The sequence below is a fragment of the Carboxylicivirga fragile genome, from assembly GCF_050589805.1.
In the GTDB taxonomy this organism is placed as follows: Bacteria; Bacteroidota; Bacteroidia; order Bacteroidales; family Marinilabiliaceae; genus Carboxylicivirga; species Carboxylicivirga fragile.
The window spans coordinates 1-25,830 of the sequence record NZ_JBNGOY010000049.1 but is presented as its reverse complement, the minus strand read 5'-3'; the positions used below and the strand labels follow the sequence as shown (position 1 = coordinate 25,830).

The 25,830-nt window shown below is 38.8% G+C and carries 15 protein-coding genes; 1 reads left to right on the top strand and 14 read right to left on the bottom strand.

The features are described from left to right. Positions 1 to 3 precede the first annotated feature (3 nt). Genes ACRD7B_RS18375 through ACRD7B_RS18360 form a run of 4 tightly spaced genes read right to left on the bottom strand, consistent with a single transcriptional unit; the run spans position 4 to position 6,822 of the window. Positions 4 to 978 carry a glycoside hydrolase family 130 protein gene (locus tag ACRD7B_RS18375; protein WP_430826091.1) on the bottom strand — a complete coding sequence of 325 codons (975 nt, stop codon included), beginning with the start codon at positions 976 to 978 and terminating at the stop codon, positions 4 to 6. Positions 979 to 987: 9 nt separating this feature from the next. Further along, positions 988 to 2,271 (bottom strand): MFS transporter, encoded by a 1,284-nt coding sequence (locus ACRD7B_RS18370; RefSeq protein WP_430826090.1) that lies wholly within the window; start codon positions 2,269 to 2,271, stop codon positions 988 to 990. Next, positions 2,272 to 4,509: a GH92 family glycosyl hydrolase gene (locus ACRD7B_RS18365; RefSeq protein ID WP_430826089.1), complete on the bottom strand. Its 2,238-nt coding sequence runs from the start codon at positions 4,507 to 4,509 to the stop codon at positions 2,272 to 2,274. 6 nt (positions 4,510 to 4,515) lie between these two features. Then, the gene (locus ACRD7B_RS18360) at positions 4,516 to 6,822 is read right to left on the bottom strand and encodes a GH92 family glycosyl hydrolase (RefSeq protein WP_430826087.1); all 2,307 of its coding nucleotides are present in this window, start codon (positions 6,820 to 6,822) and stop codon (positions 4,516 to 4,518) included. A gap of 353 nt (positions 6,823 to 7,175) precedes the next feature. Between ACRD7B_RS18360 and ACRD7B_RS18355 the strand changes: the two genes are divergently transcribed. After that, positions 7,176 to 8,066: an AraC family transcriptional regulator gene (locus ACRD7B_RS18355; RefSeq protein ID WP_430826086.1), complete on the top strand. Its 891-nt coding sequence runs from the start codon at positions 7,176 to 7,178 to the stop codon at positions 8,064 to 8,066. Between the two features lie 6 nt (positions 8,067 to 8,072). On the opposite strand, the gene ACRD7B_RS18350 is transcribed toward ACRD7B_RS18355, so the two are convergent. The 10 genes from ACRD7B_RS18350 to ACRD7B_RS18305 all read right to left on the bottom strand — a co-directional run bounded on the left by ACRD7B_RS18350 (position 8,073) and on the right by ACRD7B_RS18305 (position 25,599). After that, entirely contained in the window at positions 8,073 to 8,648 is a 576-nt protein-coding gene (locus ACRD7B_RS18350) for a glycoside hydrolase domain-containing protein (RefSeq protein ID WP_430826108.1), read from the bottom strand. Positions 8,649 to 8,814: 166 nt separating this feature from the next. Further along, positions 8,815 to 11,472 carry a glycoside hydrolase family 3 N-terminal domain-containing protein gene (locus ACRD7B_RS18345; RefSeq protein WP_430826085.1) on the bottom strand — a complete coding sequence of 886 codons (2,658 nt, stop codon included), beginning with the start codon at positions 11,470 to 11,472 and terminating at the stop codon, positions 8,815 to 8,817. Between the two features lie 183 nt (positions 11,473 to 11,655). Beyond that, positions 11,656 to 14,784, bottom strand: a complete 3,129-nt coding sequence (locus ACRD7B_RS18340; RefSeq protein WP_430826083.1) for a GH92 family glycosyl hydrolase — start codon at positions 14,782 to 14,784, stop codon at positions 11,656 to 11,658. A 33-nt stretch (positions 14,785 to 14,817) separates the two neighbouring features. After that, positions 14,818 to 16,578 carry a class I mannose-6-phosphate isomerase gene (locus ACRD7B_RS18335; protein WP_430826082.1) on the bottom strand — a complete coding sequence of 587 codons (1,761 nt, stop codon included), beginning with the start codon at positions 16,576 to 16,578 and terminating at the stop codon, positions 14,818 to 14,820. Position 16,579: 1 nt separating this feature from the next. Further along, a complete protein-coding gene (locus ACRD7B_RS18330) occupies positions 16,580 to 17,875 on the bottom strand; it encodes a GH36-type glycosyl hydrolase domain-containing protein (RefSeq protein WP_430826081.1) in 1,296 nt (431 codons plus the stop codon). Positions 17,876 to 17,885: 10 nt separating this feature from the next. Further along, on the bottom strand, positions 17,886 to 20,285 hold the full coding sequence (locus ACRD7B_RS18325; protein WP_430826080.1) for a GH92 family glycosyl hydrolase: 2,400 nt from the start codon (positions 20,283 to 20,285) through the stop codon (positions 17,886 to 17,888). 5 nt (positions 20,286 to 20,290) lie between these two features. Continuing rightward, a complete protein-coding gene (locus ACRD7B_RS18320) occupies positions 20,291 to 21,442 on the bottom strand; it encodes an MFS transporter (protein WP_430826078.1) in 1,152 nt (383 codons plus the stop codon). An 11-nt stretch (positions 21,443 to 21,453) separates the two neighbouring features. Continuing rightward, positions 21,454 to 22,389, bottom strand: a complete 936-nt coding sequence (locus ACRD7B_RS18315; protein ID WP_430826077.1) for an ROK family protein — start codon at positions 22,387 to 22,389, stop codon at positions 21,454 to 21,456. Positions 22,390 to 22,490: 101 nt separating this feature from the next. Further along, on the bottom strand, positions 22,491 to 23,219 hold the full coding sequence (locus tag ACRD7B_RS18310) for a GntR family transcriptional regulator (RefSeq protein ID WP_430826076.1): 729 nt from the start codon (positions 23,217 to 23,219) through the stop codon (positions 22,491 to 22,493). A gap of 202 nt (positions 23,220 to 23,421) precedes the next feature. Continuing rightward, a complete protein-coding gene (locus tag ACRD7B_RS18305; protein ID WP_430826074.1) occupies positions 23,422 to 25,599 on the bottom strand; it encodes a glucosidase family protein in 2,178 nt (725 codons plus the stop codon). Positions 25,600 to 25,830 lie beyond the last annotated feature (231 nt).

The following is a 25,830-nucleotide window of genomic DNA, read 5'->3' as shown; positions in this document are numbered from 1 at the left end:
CACTTATGTTAGAGAATTACTTTTCGTGAATTCTATAATTTCATCAATATAACCAAAAACAACGCCTACCACTGTATCGGCAGCACCATAATACACAACCACCTTGCCTTCATCATCGTGTAGAGATGCACAAGGGAAGATCACATTTGGTACATCACCATTCGTCTCATAAGTCTCGTTAGGAGCTATTAAATAAGGCTGAGTACGGTACAACACTTTATCTGGTTGCTCTAAATCAAGTAAGGCCGATCCCATTGAATAGCGGTAACCATTGCAAGTTTGAATCACACCATGATAAAACAATAACCAGCCATGCTCTGTCTTGATAGGCACACCACCCGCACCAACTTTTAAACATTGCCAGGCACTTTCTTCAAATGGCGTAACCTTTAATACAGAGCGATGCTCACCCCAGAATTTCATATCAGGACTATAACTCAGGAAGATATCACCAAAGGCTGTATGTCCATTATCACTTGGACGGCTCAACATGCAATACTTTCCATCAATCTTTTCAGGAAAAAGAACCCCATTACGGTTGAAAGGTAAAAAGGCATTCTCACACTGAAAAAATTCTTTAAAATCGAAAGTATAGGCTATGCCAATGGTTGGCCCTGAATAGCCATTACACCAAGTAATCCAATACCGATCTTCGATAAAAGTAACCCTCGGATCATACTTGTAATCAGAATGAATCATTTCAGTATTCCCAGCTTTCATAACAATGGGGTCATGTACAATGTCCCAATTGATGCCGTCTTTACTAAACCCAGCATGAATATTCATCTGAACGGCTTTGTTATCACATCTGAATACGCCTGCGAATCCATCATTAAACGGCACCACAGCACTATTAAAAATGCTATTGGATGTTGGAATCTCGTAACGGCCTATGATGGGATTTTTTGAATAACGCCACATAACATCTGTGCATCCATCCGGTCTATCTTCCCAAGGTATATTTTGTTTTGAACTCATAATATATTTTTAATTGTTCGCGTCAATTTCAGAATTGGTATAGGTAAAAGGCACAAAATAAGCCGCCAATAGAGCAGGAATAGTTGCTACCAATACCCATATGAAAAATATTTTATAGCCTAATAAATCACTTAAATAACCACTTAACATAGATGGAATCATAAAACCTAAGTTCATAATACCAGAAGCAAAGGCATAGTGTGCCATCTTGTATTTTCCAGGCGCTATTTGCTGCATCATAAACAGCATTAATCCCACGAAACCAAAGCCATAACCAAAGTACTCGAACACCACTGCCAATGAAATAATGTAAATACTATCGGGCTGATAAATGGCCAACAAAGAGTAGACAGCAAAAGGTATATTAAAGACAAGAGCCAATTTAAATAGAATATTATTCAAGCCTTTGGCCGATATATAATAGCCACCCAGCAAGGAGCCTACAACAAAAGCAGCGGCACCAAAAGTACCATAGACCAGACCTATCTCAGACGTACTCATTCCTAAGCCACCATCAGCAACAGCTGCTTTAAAAAACAATGGTGCAATTTTAATGGCAAAGCCTTCGGCAAAACGGTAAAGAATAATAAACACGATATACCAAAGAATAAACTTCTTCTGAAAAAAAGTTCTTATCACATCTTTGAGCGTTTGAAACCCTTCTTTCAGCGACTGTACTTCTTCAGCTTTACCGCCACTTGGTAACATTTTGATGTGGTACAAACCGAGTAAAAACATAACTGCACCATATGTTGCCATAACCACCATCCAGGCGTAAGTTACTCCCATGGTTTTCTCCAGTTCTCCAGCCAGATATACAAAACCACCACCTGAAACGATCTTCGCGATATTATAGGCAGCTCCCTGCCATCCTATATATTTGGCCTGGAGTTTTGGTGATAAAACAGTCAAATAAACACCATCAATTGCAATATCGTGCGTAGCTCCACTAATTGCCACAACCGCCAACAGGGCAATCGAATACCTAAAAAAGTCATCCAAGGGTAAGGATAAAGCAACAAGAGCAAAGGTCATTCCTGTTACAATCTGAGTTGCAACAACAAAATGCTTCTTGGTTTTAAACATTTCCAACACAGGACTCCATAGCGGTTTTAAAGTCCAGGGCAGCATAATAAGTGATGTCCAGAAGGCAATCTGCCCATCACTTATTCCCATGTTTTTATACATTAAAGCTGATGCCTGAGCTATGGCAACAAAAGGTAAGCCCATGGCAAAAAAGGCCGTAGGTATCCACAAAGCCGGATTTCTTTTCAATGTATTCACTTCGTTCATTTACTTTTCTTTTGTTGAAATCACCAGCTTTGAACCAGAAATAATCGTTTTATTGTTGATAAAATATGATTTACTTGTTTGGCCATCAACCTTTATTTGATTGATAATATTGCCCTTACCTTCTTTAATAATCTCGAAACTTTCTCCCTTATAATACCTTTGATTCAGCTCAATACTTACCTTATCGAAAACAGGTGTAGTAATAGCAAAATCCATATCACCAGGGCAAACTGGGTAAATTCCCATCATGGCATAAACCAACCACGCACTCATGGTGCCACAATCGTCGTTTCCTGGAATACCACCTGGTGTGTTTAAAAAGTAGGTATCAATCAAGCGGCGCGTTTCTTTTTGTGAACGCCACTCTTCCCCTTTGATATTATTGAAGAGAAAAGGATAATGCATATCGGGCTCGTTGGCCATATCAAACAAACCATCGTCAAATACACGCTGAAGTTTATTTGTAAACTTTTTAGAACCTCCATATAGTTTGATTATTCCTTTAATATCGTGTGGTACACCAAAGGCATATTGCCAAGCTGTTCCTTCATGAAAACCATGCACTGGCTCAAAATTTTCTCCTTGTAAAGGATCAAAAGATGCTAAGAAAGTACCGTCAGGATTTTTAGGTCGTAACATTTTAAATTCCTTCTTATCGAAATAATTAACGTAACCTTTTGACTGCTTCATAAAGCGATTGTAGTCACCCTCATGCCCTAAATCTTTAGCGAATTGAGCTAGGTTCCAATCGGCCAAATACAACTCTAATGCAATGGAAACTGAATTATCATAATCGGCCATAAAAGGCACATAGGCATTAGCCAGATAAAAATCATTAACAGTTCGAATCTTATTGTCGACCTCCTTGGTGGTAGCTGATTTTAACATCGCTTCATAAGCCGCTTCCACATCAAAATCTCTTAATCCTCTTCGATAAGTATCCACAATTACTGGAAATGAAGGATCACCGTTCATAGTGTAGGTTTCGCTACTATTGAGTTCCCATTTTGGCAGCCATCCGCCCTCCTTGTACATATCAACCATTGAACGTACCATGTCCAATTGCTTTTCAGGATAAAGCAAACTCATCAAAGGATGTAGATTACGATAGGTATCCCATAACGAAAAGACTGTATAGCGATCTCTTCCTTCAACTAAACCTGTGCCGTAGTTTTCCATTAATGGATATTGACCATTCACATCGTTAATGATGTTGGGATGGATATTCATGTGATACAGCGCCGTGTAAAAGATTGTAAGTTGATCTTTTGTTCCGCCTTCAACTTTAACCTTCGAAAGAGTAGATTCCCAATCTTTCTGGGCATTCTCTCTTGTTGCCTGAAAATTAAAATCAGTGGATTCAAATTCTAAATTCTGTCTTGCGTTATCAATACTTACATACGAAACACCAAGCTGTACCTGTACGCGCTCATCCTCTTCAGTATCAAACGAGAAATAAGCTCCAATACTATCGCCAGCAACAGGGTGCTGGAACGATTGATACAACTTAAACTCATTGGCACTTGCCGACCAACTTGCTTCGGCCTGCATTTCCGGCATTTTTTTAAACACACCATATTCTTTGGCCGATTTACTGAATCGAGCAACAAAATAAACAGGTCGCTCCGACTGACCATGGTAACAGAAATCTCCAGTCATACGGAAGCCCTCAACCTCATTTTCGCTCACTATCCTAATACTTGCACCTTGCTCATTTGTTAAGCCATTGCCCAAATCAATCAGGATATTCGATTGACCTTCAGGAAAGGTAAATTGGCTTAATCCCGTGCGAGGAGTTGCCGTTACTTCTGCTTTGATCTGATACTTATCAAGCATACAAGAATAATAGCCTAGTTCAGCTTCTTGTTGGCTCATCATGGAACCAAAGTCTTTATATCTGGGCTTAATTTCTCCCGTAGTTGGCATCACCATTATAACTCCTAAATCGGGGCAACCAACACCGCTAAGGTTTACATGGGAAAAACCTGTTAAGAATTGGTTATCCCATGAATAGGGCGTTGACCACCACTGGGCATCCTTATCCCATTTATTAGTGCTTGAACCCGCTACATTAAAAGGAACTACAGAAACCATACCTTGCGGAACAATGGCTCCAGGATTAGTAGTACCAAAATTTGTAGTGCCAATAAACGGGTTCACATACTTAGTATACTCTTGTGCCAAATCGATTTGACAAATAACTAAAAGTACGACAGCCAATGATATAATTCGATTCATAAGTTCTTATTTCTTGGTTGACATGGAATATGGAGCAGCTTCTTTTGTATTACCACGCTTCTTATTTGGCGTTGGTGACATTTCCACATTAATGATTCCTCCTTCAAGCAATTCACTCTGTTTGAAATAGTTTTTATTCACATCCTTCCCATTGCGAGTCATGCTTTGTACAAACACATTCTCTTTTGAATTGTTATTAGCTTGTATTTGTAAATTCTTCCCATTAGGTAATTCAACTGTTACTTTATCAAATAATGGTGAACCAATCACGTACTCATCCGTTCCCGGGCAAACAGGGTAAAAGCCCATTGAGCTGAATACATACCAGGCCGATGTTTGTCCATTATCCTCATCACCACAGTAGCCATCGGCATTTGGTGTATAGAGTTTAGTTAGTACCTCTCGTACTCGTTCTTGTGTTTTCCATGGCTGACCAGCATAATTATACAAGTACAACATGTGCTGTATAGGTTGATTACCATGTGCGTAATTACCCATGTTCACAATCTGCATTTCACGAATCTCATGAATGGTAAATCCGTAATACGAATTATCGAAGATTGGAGGTAAATTAAATACCGTATCTAATTGACTCACGAAAGCCTCATCTCCTCCCATCAATCCAATTAGTCCTTCAATATCCTGAAATACGCTCCAGGTATAATGTATGCTGTTTCCTTCGGTAAATGCATCACCCCACTTAAATGGATTAAAAGGTGCTTGAAATTCACCATTTTCATTACGACCACGCATCCATCCACTTTCAGGATCAAACACATTTTTATAGTTCTGAGCTCTTGCCTTAAATAAATCAATTTCCTCTTGTGGTCTATCCAGTTCTTCTGCTAACTTCCATACACAGTAATCGGCATATGCATATTCCAGTGTGCGCGCTGTATTTTCATGAATGCCTACATCGTAAGGAATGTAGCCCAACTTATTATAATACTCATGCCCATAGCGCCCAACAGAACTAACCTCCTCATGCACACTGGTCGAATTTTTCAGAATGGCTTCGTACAGAGTTTCAATATCATAACCACGTATACCTTTTAAATACGAATCGGCAATTAAAGATGCTGAGTTCGAACCAATCATACAACCTCGGTGACCAGGACTAGCCCACTCAGGCAACCATGCACTTTCCTTATAAGTATTAACCAAGCCTTCCATTATCTGACTGTTCAACTCGGGGTACATTAGGGTAAAGAATGGAAAGACAGCACGAAATGTATCCCAGAAACCATTATCGGTAAACATGTATCCTGGCAATACTTCTCCATTGTACGGGCTATAATGTACTATTTCACCTTGCTCATTTATTTCATGAAACATACGCGGAAATAGTAGTACTCTATATAAGGTTGAATAAAAAGTGCGAATGTGATCAATGTTTTGACCCTCCACTTTTATTTTACCCAATTCAGCATTCCAGATAGCTTGCCCTTCTTCTTTAATCGCCTCAAACGTTTTGTCTCCAATCTCAGTATCAAGATTCAATTTAGCTTGCTCTGGGCTGATAAATGAAGAAGCTACTTTTACATTAACCTTCTCTCCTCTTTTGGTTTTAAAACCAACTATAGCACCAACATGATCAGCTTCTGCAAACTTTTGCCCTTCTAATAAAGTAGAATCTTTCCATGTATTAACAATTTCAAAATCCTTATCAAACTCCGCTACAAAGTAGTTGTGAAAGTTATATGGTACACCTCCGTGATTATTACGACAGTAACCAATTATCTTACGTTCTTCGGGAAGGATTTTCACCATGGATCCCCCTTTAAATCCATCGAGTAGTACATAAGATTCTTCATTCTCAGGAAAAGTAAACTGAAATGATACCGCACGTTCTGTTGGAGTCATCTCCGCCGTAATATCATAATCGGCTAGATAAACACTGTAATAATGTGGTTTAACTTCTTCTGCCTTGTGCGAAAACCACGATGCTCTATCTTCCTCATTAAACTTAAGTTCACCTGTTATCGGCATTAAAGCGAAAGCAGCGTAGTCATTTATCCAGGGACTAGGTTGATGCGTTTGTTTGAAACCTTTAATCTTGGTATCGCGGTACTTATAAGTCCACCCATCACCAAAATTAGCTGTCATTGGCGTCCAAAAATTCATACCCCATGGTCGGGCTATGGCAGGATAAGTATTACCATTAGATAGTGAAAAATCAGAATCAGTTCCCATCAGCGGGTTCACATATTCGGTATAATCAACATTCTTCTTTACTTGACTCTCTTCTTCAATACAGGCGGTAAAACCTATTATCACAGAAAATATTGCTATAAACCTCACTATTGCGATCATTTTTTCTCTAGTATACATCATATAAAATGAATAATTATGAATCACTTTTAACTACTAATGGCGGATAACTTTTCGTTGAACAAAAATACCCCAAATGAAAAAAGCTGGCAAAAAGATGTGTTCTGCACCAACTGACATTTATTGTTCTACACCGTTGTACGAATCATTATCCAACCAAAAACCTCAAGATTGTGACTTACTCCTAAAGCTTTCATTGCTTAATTTAATGATTTACTTAACAAAATTCAAATCAGAACATTTAAAGAATTAACATCGAACTCACACCGTCGTTTTAACATTTTTTATACTTTTGTCGCACACACCATTGCAGCCAACTGTAAAACATAGCACGTGTGCTACACGATGCAGTTGCTGTGCACACACTCGAAATTATGATACCAAGTAAGAAAACCCGCATTAGCTTACCTTCTTTTCTAATACAACCTAATGATGTATTCCATATAGTTAGGAGAACCATTACAGCAGATGAAAATCTGGATTATCACGACCACGATTATGCAGAGATGTTTTGGATTAAAGAAGGAAACGGAATCCATATCATTAATGGTGAAAAACACACCATCGAGAAAGGAACACTCTGTTTGATGCGACCACAGGATACGCATACCTTTGTTTCAACAGGTAATAATACCGGCCTTGTGGTTACCAATATAGCCTTCTACCTCGAAAGCCTTCAATTATTTAAAGATCGTTACTTTCCTGAATCTGAAACTTTCTTCTGGACAAATGAGAAGATGCCATACATGGTTAAGCTTAATGCTGATCATTTAAACGATATTTCAACCTTTACCGATTACATTCTAACTAAAAAGAGAGATTACATTCATCTTGACATCATGGTTCTGCATATTTTCAGAATGCTAACCGAAACATTTGAAGAAAACTCCTGCGACGTTCCAAGATGGCTGGCCATTGCACTCGATCAATACAATTCACCTCAACTATTCCGAAAAGGCGTACCTGGTTTTGTTGAACTGACAGAGCGAACAACTGACCATGTGAATAAGATTATTAAACAGTGCCTTAACCAAACCCTTACCGAAACAGTTACCAAGATAAAAATGAATTATGCCGCACAAAGGTTAACAATGACAAATGTGCCTATCAAGACAATTTGTTACAATTGCGGGTTTAGTGCCATAGGCCACTTTTACAAGGTATTTAAGAAACACAATGGGATGACACCAAACGAATACCGTGACATTAACCACAAAGTTTTCTAAGGAGCTTTAATTGTTATTTATTTGAGATCCCATATCGAAAACAAGTTCGCCTCCTTTGATAATTTCATCGTGAGTTATGTAATTGCGCTTGAGAAGAGCTCCATTTAAAGTAACTGTCTGCACATAGCAATTTTCGTCACTTAGCTTGGTTGCTGTTACAGTAAACTGCTTTCCGTTAGGCAGATTGATAACAGCCTCTTCAACCTGAGGTGCACCAATTATATACTCACCACCACAGGGATTCACAGGATAAAAGCCAAGTGATGAGAACATATACCAGGCAGACATTTGCCCACAATCATCGTTACCCATTAAACCGTCGGGTCGGTTATGGTAATAATCATCAACCAAGGTTTTGATGATTCGATCAGTTTTATACCCTTGGCCAGTATATTTATATAAATATGGCACATGATGACAAGGCTCGTTACCGTGCCAGTACTGACCCATGGTTCGATGAATATTCCAAACCAATGTTTTTACTTCAGGTTTTGAAGATGAGTAAAACATGGAGTCTAGTTTTTCAGAAAAAGCCTCTTTTCCTCCCATTAAATTAACCAGACCGGGAATATCGTGTGTAATCTTTATCGTTAGAACACTCTGAACAAGACACTAAAATCACACTCGTAATTACCACTATGATTCCAAATAATACCTTCATCAACACCTCTCTTTTAATATTATAAGATAGCCTGCACAAGCACAGAAAAACTTCTACAGACTATCAAATCACAAACTATAAAACCAATTATTTCACCTTAAAAGTCGACTCCAACATAATATCATCCGATGCTGCACCAACCTTTACTTTAAATTCTCCTGGTTCAACCACACGTTTCATATCCCTGTTCCACAATGCTAAATCATCAGGCAATAAAGTAAAAGACACTTCTTTTTCTTCTCCTGGCTTCAGTTCAACACGTTGAAAGCCCCGAAGCTGCATATGCGGCGTTGCAACGGAACTATAGGTATCAGTTATGTAGAGCTGAGCAACTTCAGTTCCTTCTCTATCGGATGTGTTTTTAACCTTAACTTTTACAATTTGTTTATCCGATGTACCAATTTCCTGTTTGCCAATTTGCAAATCGGAATATTCAAATTGACTATAATTTAAGCCGTAACCAAAAGCAAATAAGGGCTTGTTGGTTCCATCAACAAAGCTACCCGTTGCTGACTTTTTATGATTGTAAAAGATTGGCAACTGACCATTATGACGTGGAAAAGTAATAGGCAACTTAGCCGATGGATTTACCTTACCAGTTAGTATATCCACTGTTGCCTGGCCGCTTTTTTCGCCCGCATACCAGGTCTCAACAATAGCATCCACTTTCTTAACTTCTTCAGTAAGCACCAATGGTCGTCCATTTTGAAGCACCAATATAACTGGTGTTCCTGCTTCCGATACTTCGCTTAATAAACGTTTGCCATTATCATTCAATTCAAGGCTCATTTTGTCTTTTCCTTCACCACAATCGTCTTCGGTTTCTCCTAATACCAATATAGCTACGTCAGCTTTTTTAGCCGCTAATATGGCCTTATCATACATATTGCCTTTATTACTCTCATCAGGCTCTACCTCCCATTTTAGCTGAACTCCGGCATAATCCTCATATTCGGCATACTCCAATTTAATAGGGTACTTTTTTCCTTTTTCAAAACGCATTTCCTTGTGTGCCCATTGATTGATGGTGCTCCTGTCCCAATTATCAATTACAACTTCACCATTAATTGACAAACGAGCCACATCATCGGCAATTAACCCAAACTTATATGATCCGGTTAACTCAGGCATCAAATAGCCACTGTAACGAACTGAGAAATTATCGCTTGTAACGCCACCTTCAGGACTAAGGTTATGCCAGTACTTCACTAAGCTGGTTTCAACTTGCGAAAACACCGGTTGCCCTGAACATTCGGTATTATTAAAATATTCAGCCAATAAACCTGGTTTTCCATCTTCAGTCATCATAAACTTTTCATTGATCTGCTCCATGTTAAAAGCTGGTACATTTAAGTCAACAAAGTTTACCTCAAAGTCTGTTTCTTTAAAGGCTTCAACAATGGATACACCTTCAACATTTTTAGGTGAATATCCACCCAAATGTACTTTTCCTGCCATTTCACCAATAACAGCAATCTTCTTCACATCAGCTTTTAACGGCAATATTCTGTTATTATTCTGGAGCAAAACAATGGACTTATGTGCCGATTCAAGTGCTAGCTCCTGATGTTCTTGATTGTGGTATCTTTCTTCCTTAAGTTTCTCATCAGTATATGGGTTCTCAAAAAGACCTAAGCGAAACTTAACATACAAAACACTAGCAACAGCTCTATCTACATCTTTTATGCTAAGTGATTTATCGTTTACCGCTTCGATAATAGCATTCTGAAATACATCGTGCTTATAGTCGTAAAATTGCATATCTAAGCCTGCACTTATTGAGTTTGAAATGGCCTCTTTAGGTGTAGCTGCTGTACCATGCGAATTGGTTTGTTTTGCAATAGCGCCTAAATCGGACAATACCAAACCTTTAAAACCCCATTCTCCTCTAAGTACATCATTTAACAACCAAGGATCGGCGGCCGCCGGAATTCCATCCCACTCGTGATATGCTGCCATGGCTCCTAAAGCGCCTGCTTCCATAAACGCCTTTTCAAACACATATAAAAAGTTGCTACGCGCCTCGCGTTCTCCAACATATACAGGAGCTGTGTTTTTTCCACCTGCTGGCATACTATGGATACCAAAATGCTTAGGTTCAGCTACCACGGCATCATCATTTTTTAAATCATCACCTTGTAGACCTTTTATATATCCTACACCGCTACGAGCTGCAAGGAATGGATCCTCGCCATATGTTTCCTGTACCCTACCCCAACGAGGCTCTCGTCCAATACCTAATACCGGCGCTAATACCATATGTACACCCACAGAGCGAGTTTCTTTACCAACAGCTTTTCCTATTCGCTCCATCAAATCAGCATCCCACATACTACCCATTCCAATAGGAACAGGAAAGGCTGTAGATTTACTTCCTTGATAACCGTGTAAGGCTTCTTCGATAAAAAGAGCCGGAATACCCAAGCGCGTATTATCTATAATATATTTCTGTAATTCATTGGCATATTCTGCTTCTTCAGGATAATAATCGTGAACACAGCCAATGCTCATAGCATTCAGCGTTTTAGATGCCAATTCATCTGCTAAGCGGCCATTGTAACACAAGTCACCTGCCGAATACATATCTAATTGCATCACTTTTTCTTCGAGTGTCATTCGCGACACCAAATCAGCAACACGAGTATCAATATCTAAATCAGCGTTTTTATATGCTGGACTTTTTGAATTATCACTGCAGCTTACCAAAAGAAGCATCGCAAAAAGAAAGGGAAATAAATTCTTCATTAGTCAATAATTTTAGGCAATCAAGGGTGATAACTATTATGCTCTATTTGAGTCAAAACAACGCTAACAGACATCTCAAAATTAACAAGTTCATCTCCTTTTAAGAAAATTTGTTATTGCTCTTAAGATGCTGTTTATTCCACTTTAGCGTTATATCTCTTTTGATTTATATTTATTAGGCGTTTACTTCAAGATTCCCCATTCTTTATTTGGTTCACTTCCCATTTCTAACTCTAACTTTCCGCCTTTTAATAATTCACTTGCAGGAAATTTAAAATCTTGCAGAACTTTCCCATTTAGCTTGGCCGATTGAACGTAAATATTCAATCGAGAAGCATTTTTAGCTTCAATAACGAAAGTTTCACCCCTACCAAACTTATTTCCAAGATCTATCTCTACACTTTCGAATAGTGGGCTGGCAATTTCATATACAGGCTCTACACTACATCCTCCATCTGTTTGAAAAAGCCCCAAAGAAGCCATGATAAACCAAGCACTCATTTGTCCCTGATCCTCGTCGCCAAGGTAGGCGTTAGCCACTCCATAGCCATAGTATCGATCCATTATTGAGCGACTCCATTTTTGTGTTGACCACGGTTTTCCAACCCAATTAAACAGGAAGGCAAAATGCATGCTTTGCTGATTACCTTGCATAACCGGATAATTCCAATATTGGTCATTAAGTCCATTGAAACGTGTTTTGTCGCTTTCTTCAAATCCCCATTCAAGGCGCTCAATAAATCGATCCTGCCCGATGGCATCAGCCAAAGCTGGAACATCTTGGGGTACAAAGTAGGTTAACTGCCAAGCATTACCTTCCACATAATGATGATTGGCTCCCGATTTATAGGCATCAAAATCAGGATACCACTCTCCTTTTGAATCTTTCATGCGGGCAAATCCTGTTTCCTCATCAATAATGTTTTTCCAATAGTAACCGCGTTTAAGAAATGTTTTATAATCTTTCTCTTTGCCTAAAGCCTTAGCCAATTGAGAAACCGTCCAGTCATCGTATGAATACTCAAGCGAATTAGAGAATCGTCCTTCATCATAAGGTACATAGCCATGTTTTAGGTAGGTAATCAAGTCACGGTTTCCAGCAAAACCGCCACCCACAACTTGCCCCGGAACAGTTTGCATTTTCTTAACTGCTTCAAAGGCTTTTTCAACATCATAATCTCTTATGCCCATTTGATATGCCCCAACAATTAGTGGTATCTCATGCTCGGCAACCATCACCGGGATATATTCCATTGCTGCTGGTCCTTTGGCTAACCAACCTCCGGCGTCGTACATGGCCAACTGAGACTTAACCCAACGATTGCTCCATTCAGGCGTTACCAGGTTCCAAAACTGATTGAGATTCCAGAAAGTATTCCAAAACGCATCACAACCTAATGCCGGTGAACTTGGATCTTCCATTTTACGAACCACCTCATCCGCATCGCGCCATTCGCCATTTACATCACTAAAGGTATTTCGGCTGCACAAAGAGCGATAATAGTTATTGTAGAAACGCATTTTTTCGCGTGCATCATTCGATGTTATTTTTACGCGTGTCATTAATTCATCCCAGGTATCCACATTATTTTGTCGGATAGCATCAAAATCCCAGTCGAAAGGCTCAGTAACTTCAGTTTGAAGATTTTCTTGGGCATTAGCAATGCTCACATATGAGATGCCTGTTCGCATCTGAACCACATTGTTCTTTTTTGTATCAAACTCAACAATACCACCAACATCTTTAGCTCCTTTAATGCTGAACTCATTGGTTTCTTTAACACCTTCTTCGGTCCATACTTTAAAATCAGAAATAGCTTGATCAAACTCAGCAACAAAGTGCACAATGTACTCTTGCTCTATTCCTCCTGCCCATGTGTTCGGACAAATTTGATGACTGTATCCTTCAATGGTGTAATCATCAGTTTGTTTAAAATAAGCTTCTATCGATTGATAAGTATACTCGTTAGGAATAACCAAATCCAACAAGACTCGTGAGCCTTCTCTATCTTTCGGGAAGGTATAACGTTGAAATCCACAGCGTGTAGTAGATGTTAATTCTGCTTTAATATCATAATCCGTTAGCTGCACTTTATAATACCCAAGAGGCGCCTCTTCGCTTGATTTATCTATACGAGAACGGTAACCACTATCCACATCTTTCTCATCTCCAACCTCTGTTTGCAAAGATCCGTTTGTAGGCATTGTTCCTAATCCTGCAATCGTCCATTCATGTATATGTGAGAAACAACCCACCGATTCAAAAGTTGGTTCGTAACCTGCTTGCCAACTGTCATTCTGGTTATCGGGACTTAACTTAACCATGCTAAACGGCATCCATGGTCCGGGAGCAATCATCCAACGTGAATGGGCCGTTCCAATTTTAGTGTCGATATACTGAGCAGGTGTCATCAATTGCTTCGATTCACGTTTGACTTTTCCCGACTCAATACTATTGCCATCAATTAGTATTTCGTAATTACTGGTGTTATTGCTTTTAACCGCTGGCATTGGAACTTCAAAGGTGTAACGTTTATCTTCTACGCGTTCAGTAAAAACCTCTTCTCCATCAATTTTCACCGCCAGCACTGGTTGATCTGAAAGATGCTCTACATCAACCAATAAAGCTTGCGATCTACCATTCTCTGTTTCAATTTCATACTCAGCAGCTTCTACACCACGTAGGTATACTTTGTTATTTTCAGTTAATCGTACATTGCCTGGGCCTTCCAATTTAATCTGGTCGAATTTTAACCACGAACCTTCTAAAGTCGTCAGGTTAATCTCATTACCGCCTGCTTTCATCAAGGTATTCTCCAGAGGAATTTCAATGAGATACTCTGATGAATCGGGTATTGCTCCATCAATAGTTGAACCATCATTAATTATTGGCAATCTATATTTCCACGATTTGCCATTAACAGTCACCTTAAAAAGCGGCAAGTCTTCCGAGTTACAGTCCAAAATATCAATGGTCAGTTTCCAATCTCCCTTGTTAGGTAATTTATCGATTCCAAACAGTATATTAAGGGTACTTGAACGCCATCCGGAAGTTCCCCATGTTCCTCCCCAAGTATCGCTAGTACCTGGAATAATATAGGGCCAATCTGTTTTATCGTTTGAAGTTCCTATCAAGAAATATTTGTCTTCCCAGCCAAAATCCTTTTCAATAAAACGCTCGTATTCATTATTTGATAAGGCAAAATCAGAACCACTATTATTACTGTTTCCTATTTGCCAAATAGTTTTATTCTCTGCAGAACAGGAGCTCAATAGCAGCCCTACAAATATTATTAGTCCAATTCGTATCATGATTATATATTGATTCGTTGGTTTAAAATGTGATTACTTCATAAAGGCTTTAACAAGCATTACTTCACCTTCTGATTCATTAATTATTCTGTATGAACCAGTAGCAGCAGGAATTACAAATGTTTCAGCATAGTTAAAGCGTTGCTTCATGCCATTTTCAGTTACAATAGAGATGCTTTTACCTTCAACCAAGGAAAGTACATGACAGCGATTTTCTGTTTTCACTTCAACTTCTGTATTTAGATGAAAGCGATGTACATCGTAAGAGTGTTTTTCGTGTGTTGGCAGGTGATATAACTTCCAATCACTACCTTCTTCTAGTACATATGGATGCGAAATCAACTTCTCTTTAACATACTCTCCTTTCCGTTCGAAGTAAAGGTTCTCCATTCCACGCTCAATATTAATCGGACGTGGTTTACCATCCATATCCAAACGCATCCAATCATACATTTTAAAGGTGAAAATATATGGAGTAGAGCTTATTTCCAATACAAGATTATTAATACCAGCTCCATGAATAGTACCTGGAGGAATCAGGAACAAGTCATGTTTATTGGAATCTAAAACCTGCACATGCTTCGTGATATCTATTGCTTCCTTATTTTCGAAACTATGCTGTAAATCTTTTTCATATTCTTTGGGATTAATACCCTCCTGAAATCCTAAATAGCAGGTAGCATCTTTACCAGCATCCAGAATATAATAGCATTCTTCCTGAGTAAAATTCTCGCCAAAGTGCTCTTTCATATATTCAGGGCGAGGATGACATTGCACGGAAAGGTTCCCTCCATCGAAGGTATCGAGAAAGTCGAAGCGAATTGGGAATTCACTTCCATACTGTGCAGAATGTTCTCCCAAAACCGCTTCTGTTTCTTGAAACATCAAGCAATCGAACGATATTTCCAATAGCTTACCATCGCTTTCGAACAGCAAACCATTCTCGGGTACAATTAACTCAAACGACCAAGCATAGTTTGGAACATCCTTATTAAGACCATCAATCTTATCCATTACCCATTGCCCCCCCCAAGCTCCAGGCTCAAACCATGGACGTACGCGAAATACATTAGAAGCCATCTTTTTAAGACCATCTCGTACATCGTCTCCACTCATCCAAGTTAGGCTATCTATCCTTTGCTCATCAATAAAATAGTCAACGTCATTAAGCAAGAGCTGTTTGTGCTTATTTAATACAATCCAATCGACGAAATAAAATCGTTTGTACATTGGTTTAATCTCATCCGCTTTTGAAGCCCCAAGATTAAGGATACTTTTTGCGCGTGCCCTAAACTGTAGCTCATTCTTGGGTAGGTCGATGTAAAGTAAAGTTCCTTCCCAAGCTGCTAAGCTAGCACCTACACCAATAATTATGTTCACATCAGCACTGACATCAGGCTGCATTGCAGCAAGCTTCTGTTTATCGTAAAAATCCGATAACGAACAAGTTGCTCTTGTTCCAAAAATCGGATCATCGCCACCAAGGAAAGGCGCAATCATTTTATCAATTTCTGCTTCTGGCTTTAGAGCTGAATTAATATCAAACCAGGCTACTTTCTTTCCTTGCTTCTCGAACTCAGCATTAATCACTTCCTGAATCTTATCGTAAAAAACACCAATGTATCCATCTATGATTATGGTTTTATATTCAGTCAATTGTTGCACCAAACTAACTAATCCCTCATCAATTTTTCCTTCTTCAAGCTTTAAAGATGGATATAAATCGTACATCCCTACAGCTGATTCTTCCTTCTTTGCTGGTAGTAAATATTGTTCTGATTTTCTTTTTTCCATCTTAATTCTGTTTTTCGGCGTACTCTTCAAACATTAAAATTGCTTTGTAAAGAACACCAGCCGAGCCACGGAAAGTCCCAGAGCCTTCGGGTTTATTCTCAACAGTATACCACTCATAAAAACCATCATTATCTTTCACCCTTTTCACCATGGGCTGCATCTGGTCATAGGCCTCTTCTACAAAACCGTTTTTGATGAGCTCTTGAATCATGCGGCCACCAAACCATGTCCAGTCGCCTCCATTTTGATAACCATAAGGATACATGCCTTTATTCTCGTAATATCCTTCGGGATAAGGCGGATAAAGGGTTAAACCTATGGACCCGGCACCAGATGCTTTAACATTCGCTATCATTTTATCCAGTGAGATTTTTATCTGTTCTTTCGACAGTAAACCGGCTTCAATAGCAACAGCTGTTCCTCCATGATAGTATATTTCATTCTCATCAAAATCATTTGGAAAAGGAGAACCATCAAGATATACATGAGGGATAAACTTATTATTTTGCTCGTCCCACAAATACTTCATGGTGTTTTCGGCCATACTATTTCTTATACTAAGCCATTTAGCCTTTGTTGATGGAACTAATTCCATCATATTATCAAGAGCTATCAACATCATGGCGTTATCGTATATATCCAGACAATATTTTGTATCCTCAGTAAAAAACACCCCCCAAGGATGACAATGCTGTACATCGCCCCAATCTGCTGTTGTTGCACCCCAGATCAAGCCATGCTCTTCGCTCCAACGATGGTTTAACAAAAATTCCATCGACCATTCTAATCGTTGAGCTACTGTTTTATCACCAATTTTTTCGTTTAAAAACTCGGCATCACCGGTTTTCTTTACATACTTGTAAACTGCATGTACCAATGATGATTCGTGATCGGTTTCCACATTGTTTTTTTGGCCTGCATAGTTCGGTTCCAAATCCGAAAAAGTATACTTGTAACCTCCCTCTGTTTGAACTGCTTTATCTTTAGGAATAAAACCATCAATGATATTACCATCGTCGCGCTGCAATCTTAAAAACACACGTAAATTTTCCTTAAGTGTCTCTTTGGGATACACTTCTGCCGAGAGTTCAATAAAAGTACTGTAATCACGTATCCAGACTTCACCATAGCCATCACCTGCATTAAAGCCGGTTTTGACTACCTCAAGAGCCTTGCTTTTGGTGTATGCAAAATATTCATTGGATTCAATCCGATCATATAGATCCGAATCCTTGCTCTTCTGACTTGTGCAGCCAATAAAAGCAAAAACTAAAAGTGCTAAAATTGATAATCGCATATTGTTGGTTTTAATTGTTCATTGAAGGAGGAGCAATGTTCACTCCCCAATTTTCATTTGGCTCCGCTGCCATTTGAAAGCTTAAGGTTCCTCCATTAATCAAGTCTCCTCGTTTGATCCAGCAGTTATCTATTTGGCTTCCATTAAATTCAGCCCTCTGTATATACTTATTTTCCAATCCGTTATTTGTAGTTTCGATGCTTAATGTTTTACCATTAGGAAGTTGGATACTTACATTTTTGAAAACAGGGCTTCCAAACTGAAAACTTGGGTTTGCCGAGGCATGCCCTTGAACATCAAATAATCCAAGTGAAGCCATCACATACCAGGCGCCTAATTGACCCTGATCTTCATCTTGACCAAAACCATAACCATGAAGTGGCTCAACACCATAAAACTCATCGCAAATGGTACGTGTCCAAAACTGCGTTAACCAAGGTTTACCTGAGTAATTAAACAACCAAGGCTGATGCAGACAGGGTTGATTGCCTTGATTATATAAAGTGGCAACTCCTGAAAAGCTATCGATTTCTTTACCTCCACCAAATAGAGACTTTCTGCTTTCAACAAAGGTTTTTTCCAAGCGCTCATTAAAGGTTTGCACGCCCATTTTTTTAATCAATCCAGCTGGATTATGTGGTACATACCATGTATATTGGTAGGCATTTCCTTCCTGAAAACCATCCCATCCTTTCATTGGATCAAAGGCTAGAAGAAAATCACTATTGGGTAATTTGGGGCGAATAAATCGAGTTTCTTCGTCAAATATGTTTTCCCAATAGTTGGCTTGATTCATAAGTTGATCATACTCGTCTTGTGTTCCTAGTTCCTTAGCCATTTGAGCTACAGCAAATGAGCTGAAGGCATATTCAAGCGTATGTGACGCTCCGAAGTTAAAAACCCATCCATTGGATATGGTTGTATCTTTATAAGGCACATAACCTTTGCTTATGAAATGGCTTAAATCGTACTTTCCATTACCCAAGTTTCTTCCTCTGTATTCAATCTCATTTTTCAGAGCAATATTGTATGCCGCTTCAATGTCAAAATCTCGTAAGCCACAATTATAGGCGGCGGCCATTATTAGGCCTTGAAAATTTGTTTGTACACCATTGGTAAATGCACCCGCTGCAATGCCATCGTGCAGCCAACCTGTTTCCTTTGAGAAATCGATGTTGGTTTGAACATATTGATTCAGATACTCAGGATAAACCAAAGCCCACAGTTGGCTTAAATTCCAAAAACCACCCCACATACCATCACTATTGTAATGATGGTAATTAGGAACACCTGCATCGTTTAAGGGTATTTGACCAAGACCTTCTCCATTTAGTTTGTATTGTCCATTAACATCACTTGCCAAACCTCGGCCTAATAAAGCATGATACAAGCCTGTATAGAATTTAGTCTTATTATTAAGGTTATCATCTTCAACCTTAATACGGCCCAACATGTCGTTCCATCGATTACCAGCTTGCTTTTTAACCTCGTCAAAGGTCATGTTTTCAGCTTCGGTTTGTAAATTCAAACGCGCATTTTCAACACTGCAATACGAAAGACCAACCTGCATTTCAATCACTTCATTGTCATCGGTTGTAAAATTCACATAAATGCCGTTACCTATTCCTTTAGTTTCACTATTACCTTCTGTTGCCAAATCATTTATAAAAGTTCCAACACTCTCAGGTGCTTTGCTTAGTCGTGCCACAAAATACATTGTCACTCTATTGCCCGGATCGCAAAACTTAACATATTCCGGGTTGGTTTCCACATAGCCTTCAATCTCATTCTCTGAAGTTAATTGGGCATAAGCTTCGGTTACATCACTGCTTTCACCTTGTTTATGACCAATATCAAATATGAAATGAGCACTATCCGACTTTGGGAAAGTATAGCGATGAAAACCTACTCGCTCAGTTGCGGTTAATTCAGCCTTTATTCCATAGTCCTTTAATAGTACTGAGTAATAACCTGGCTGGGAATGCTCATCCTTTTTATCAAAGCGTGACCGATAACCTTCATCCGGATTTTCTATTGACCCTGGAGTTGTTTGTAATTCACCAAGTGTTGGCATTAGTACCACGCCACCAATTTGAAATTCATGAAAATGACCAAACCCTTCAATGGAATGATGTCTATCGTCGTAGCCTCCGGGCAACCACGCTCCGGGCCCCTCATAAGCGTTGGTATGTGGTGCCAGCTTAGCCATACCAAAAGGTAAAGCTGCCGGGGTGTAAAAGAACCAACGAGCATGCACTGATCCTATTTGAGGATCAACATACTGAACGGCGTTAAACTCTTTTTCTACTTCTGGCTTGGGTTGACATGAGTGCAAGGTAATCAGGCCAACAATGATGTGTAGCGAAAAATACACATCAGCTTTTTTGAATTGAAACATTTGTCTTAACATAGAGTTTATTTTTTAGAGGGATATAGAGAAAGAACCAATAAATAAATGGCGCAAAACACTAATACAAACAAGGCTTCCAAAATACTGGTATAGTCAGCCACCTTACCCATTAAAGGTGGTATAAAAGCTCCACCCGAAACAGCCATTATCATGAGCCCTGAAATCTCATTGGCCCTTTTGGGCATTTTATCTATTGTAATTGAAAAGATAAGCGGAAATATATTGGACGCCCCTAAACCTATTGCAAACATAAGTACTAGTGCTATCGTTTGGCTTGGAGACCATATAAAAGCTAATATAGTTATTAAGTTAACGATCGCGGAGATTATCAGAAACTTGCGCGCCGCTATTCGTAACAATAGAAGTGCTCCTAAAAAGGTACCAAGCATTTTACCAAAGAAGTAAAGGCTCCTTCCCAGTTTAGCCGGTTCAGCGTCTACTCTAATATGATCCATTAAAAACTGACCCGAAAAAGCATTAACACCTACATCAATACCAACCAAAAAGAAGATACCTAACACCATTAAAGCAATATAACCGTTGCCCAAGAGTTTAAGACAAGAAACAAGGCTGGCCTTTTCGCCTTCATTTTTACTTTCTTCAATTTTAGAAAAGTGCAGCCAAAGAGCAGATGCGATGGAAATAGCCCCAAATACAAGCAAAACTAATTTCCAATCGCCATAATGCGAAGCAAAATAAGCTGCCAAATAAGGTGCTATCATTGAGCCAATAGCTTTAATAAATTGTGACAAACTTAAAAAGCTGGAACCACGATTTGACGGCACCACATCAATAAGCAAAGGGTTAGCCGAAACCTGAATGATGGTGTTGCCAATTCCTAAAAATGCAAAACCAATTAAAAGACTTGTAAATGTATACACAACAAAAGGAAGAAAGAGTCCAAGGGAAGTAAACAACATACCAATGTTAAGCATATTCTTCTTCCCTATTCTATCTTGCAAAATTCCAACAGGAACAGAGAGTATAAAAAACCAAGCAAAAACGGCCAAAGGAATTAGCTGAGCCAAGGTATTACTCAGCTCAAAATCAGCTTTGGCATTATCTACACCAATTCCTACTAGGTCGCAAAAACTCATTGCAAAAAAGCTGATGAGAACAGGTGTAACGTACTTGATTGATAGTTTACTTTGATTCATGTGTGTGTGTATTACATTTTTCTTAAAGCGGCAAGTATACTTTGGTAAATCGCATCATCAATAAGCGTTGCTGCGCCAATAAACGATGCCGTTTCTTTTAATTCTGAAACCGCCACTTTTAGCTGTAGATCTTCTTGTTTTAAGTATGCACTCAATGCATCCCCAAATAACTTATAGGCTCTGGAAATATTACCTCCCATGATGAACACTTCGAGATTAAATGTCTTAATCCATGGTGCTAGAAACTGTCCCATTTTCTCACCAAAATCATTGAAGAGTGCTTGAGCTTCTTGGCTGCTTGAAACGAGATCCGCAATTTGCTTTACACCGGATAGTTTCTGACCAGTTGCTTGTTCGTATCGTTTTAGCAAACCACGCGTTGAAAAGTAATCGTCAGCAATGCCATCTTCGAAAGGTAAATGCCACAAGCATCCACTTTGAGGTACTTCATCACCTTCAACAATAGGTAAACCTCCTTTAATAAAAGCTGAGCCGAAACCAGTTCCTAAGGTTACGGATAAGGATTGATTATAATCTTTTGCTTTCCCTACTTGGTCTTCTCCAATGGCAAAAGCAGTTGCATCGTTAATGAAACGAATTGGCAGATCATCTTTAATACCTAGAAACGACCTTAGTAAAACTGGAACATCTATTCCATATATATTCTCGTATTTCCCATTTTCACCCTTAAATAGAGGTATTCCCTTCACGTAATCAAAGGGGCCTGGCATGGCAAATCCAATTCCACCGACATTTTCTAAGCCAACCAACTCAATTGTTTTTTTTATGACACCACCCCAGGCAGCTATCACCTCATCAGACTTACCATGATTATTCAAATCTGCTTCTGATAAAGTTTCAGTTAGTAGCTTTTTCTCAATTAAATCGTAAGCCATACAACTCACATGACTACCTCCAACATCAACTCCTATTGCAATATTTTTCATCTGTTTATATTTATTTTTTATAGTCAGATGGAACTCCCTAAAAATTCAATCCTTACCCTATTTGCAACTTTATTGATTGAATTTGTATGGTCGTTTCATACTTATCGTTTAATGCTTATCGTATATGTAAAACGTTCGGCTATGTAAAAGCCAATGTTATATTCTAGTGGACGATTCCCTGGATCGGAAACAAAACGTTCTCGAACCAATACAGGATCATTCTTTTTGATTTTAAGTCGTTTCGAAGTAATTTCTGAGGCTAGCCGTGCCTTTAACCTTTCGTTTGAAAGAGACGGCGTTACATTATAATCTTTCTCAAGAATTTCGTAAAGTGGTCGTGTAAAATCCTCTGTTTCTGTTAGTCCAATTTTAGGATGAAAATAGCTTTCGAAAAAGACAAAGGGGCCATCTTCATCTCCGCGCAAGCGGCTCAACTTCAAAACAGGAGTATCTGGCTCAATTTCAAAGAAAGTAGCTATCTTTTCATTTGCATTCACCCACTCGCTTTTCAAGGATACATTTGTAAAAGCAACTCCTTTATCATTCATCTCCTGCGTAAAGCTATGCCATTCGTTTAAGTGAGTGGTTACTTGTTTGTGCGCAACTTTTGTTCCTACACCTTTTTTTCTGATTAATAAACCCTCGTACTCTAGTTTATTAGTTGCTTGACGCAAAGTATTTCTGGATATACCCAATTTCTTAGCTAAATCAACTTCTTTAGGCAGCAATCCGCCATCTTTATACTCTGGCAATTCAATCAAAGTACGAAGTAGCTCTTCTACTTGAGCATGCAAAGGAAGCGGACTTTTATGATCAATTCTTAAATTCATACGCGTATATCTGGACAAACCTTGGTTTGCATGTTCATATGTTTGAACATACTAATATACGCCCTAATAAAACTTTAAATAAGAGCAATTAACAGAAACTCGTCCTAGGAGAACTTTTAGCCGTTTAAGAGTAAAATGAATAAAGTGTCACCTACAATATAGATGGCACTTTAATTAAAAAATTAATGCCTTTTGAGAATAACTACAGTTCTACTTTTTCTCCATAAAACTTAGTGGCAATTAGTTTATCATCTTCATAAACCGAATAGGTTTTACGCTTTAGTTGAATTCCAAAACTACGCCCTTTGTATTTGATATTCTTCAAAGTGGCCTCACCTATATCCTCATGATTAAATGGTTTGATAGTGAGCTTATCATCTTCTATTTTCACACCAAAAGTTCCGAAAACAATAGCTTCCATACCTGCACCTGCTGCAATTTGAACTGGCATGGATGAACGGTCTTGCTCTGGAGCATCAATACGCGGATTTTGTGGTAGATATGGGAAATGATCGATATAGCGAATATTTCGTTTTAATACATCCCAGCCTTTACCGGCAAAACCTTTCTGATACAAATTTCGCGAAATACGTCCAGGCATGCCAGCATACTGTCCACCGCCTCCCCAATCAGAGTCAATTAAATCCCAATGCACTGAATCGCGACGAGCAATGGAGTAGACACCATATTTACCTAAAAACTCACCTTCCTGTAAATGACTTACCAATTTGAAAGCTTGGTTATCTGGCAGGTAATCTGTTCCTAGAAGGTCGAATAAATGGTAAGTCCATATGGTTCCTTTGCTTCCATCAGGATAATAATTGTCAAACCAGCCTAACTTTTCATTCCACATGTATTTATCTACCAAACCTTTTAGCTTTTCAGCATCTTTAAAATAGCTTTGTTTAAGTTTCTTTTCAGCACGTTTATCTGCCCAATCCACCATTGTGTATAACAAATCAATGGTAAGCGTATTGGTAATAGGTACAGCATGATTATAACCATCGGTTCGTATTTCAATAATCTTCTCAGTATTGTATCCAACATCAATTAAGCCCAGCTTATTGGTATAATTGCTTTGTAATTCATCTACCCAAGCTTGCATCCATTCCCAAACTGTTTTGCCTGCTGCTACTTCATCAAAAATCGAATAATCACCTGTATGTCTGATATAAGCTTCAATCATGGTTTGAAGAGCAAATGGCTCTTGTATATAAAGAATGTCCCAGTGAGCACCGTTCCAACCAACGTAAGTACGCTTTAATTGTACCTGCTCAAAATCGGTCAATATGGCTCCTTTTAAGCTTTCCGGATCCAACATTGCCAAAAGATCCGAAGTGTATGAATTATCCCAACTAATGGTGTATGGCCACGTACCTACAGCCCAAAATACATCTGAAATATAATTCGGATTTTCATAACGACTCATTAACACCGATAATACGCAGCGGTAATAATATTCTTCAAGCTGCTTATTGCTGCTACTAAATTGTGGCAACTTATCGTAAGCCCAAGCCAACATATCACGCGTTTTTTTATCTGCGCGCTCCATGCGCTGCTTAATGTCGGCTTGATATATTTCAGGCGCTCCATTTTGCGGCTCGTAAAACTTAACTGCAAAATAGTAGGTTTCAGATTCTCCAGGTGCAATATTTATTTCGAACCCTTTATCACTTGTATTTTTTATGGATGAAGAAACACGAGCATGCGCCATTTTACTACCATGAGTAAAGGCATCAATAGAATCAGCTTTGGTACCGCCCACTTTAAAATGACATTCCATTATTTCTGCCACCTGATTAGGCATAAGAGTCATCTCTAAATCTTTGGAGAGTCTATTTCTCAAAACCAGTTTTATAAAAACCTCATCATCCTCAAACGATACATTAGTCCAACTCTTAGCCGAGAAACTGACCCATTTATGATTATACTCTTTATGAAAGGTAGCCGTTCTTTCGTATTGGTTGGGCTGCCAGCGTTCATCCTGAGTCACCATTATTGAAGGTGAGTTAGGACGGAAATTAGACCCCAGAGGATCATAGCTTTCACCATCGTCTATCCACGATTTCCATTTAGTAGGTACATCATCTTCGATAATACGACCTGTACCCTTATCAAAAAAGTTAAGGTTAAACTCATAACGCGGTGCCCCAATAGGAAGAAACCATACATTGGTAAATTGAGTAACACTATGTTGCCTTGGCGAAACAAAACCGCGATAATTGACCAATAAAACCTGTTCGTCATCAAAAGTCATGTCCTCTCGGTCCATCGCATAGTATTCCCGATGGGCAGGTGTTATAACTTTTTGCGCAAGCATCATATTGCTTGTAAGCATACTAATTAAAAGAACTAAAAATAAGAACTTTGTGTTTTTCATTTGTGCTTGTTATATGATATGATTAAAAGCTTTGTTTTCAATCGATGGTACTCATGCTCCGATAATGGATCTTTTTGTTGATTCATAAGGATATTCACGGCCTTATCACTATCTCGTTAATTGTATATTCCACAGCAGTAATACCGTTTACAAACCAAAACGATTGATAAAAAAATCAATCTGTGCTTTTGTATCGGCATTAACCATTGTAATTAGCAAAATGATTTATCA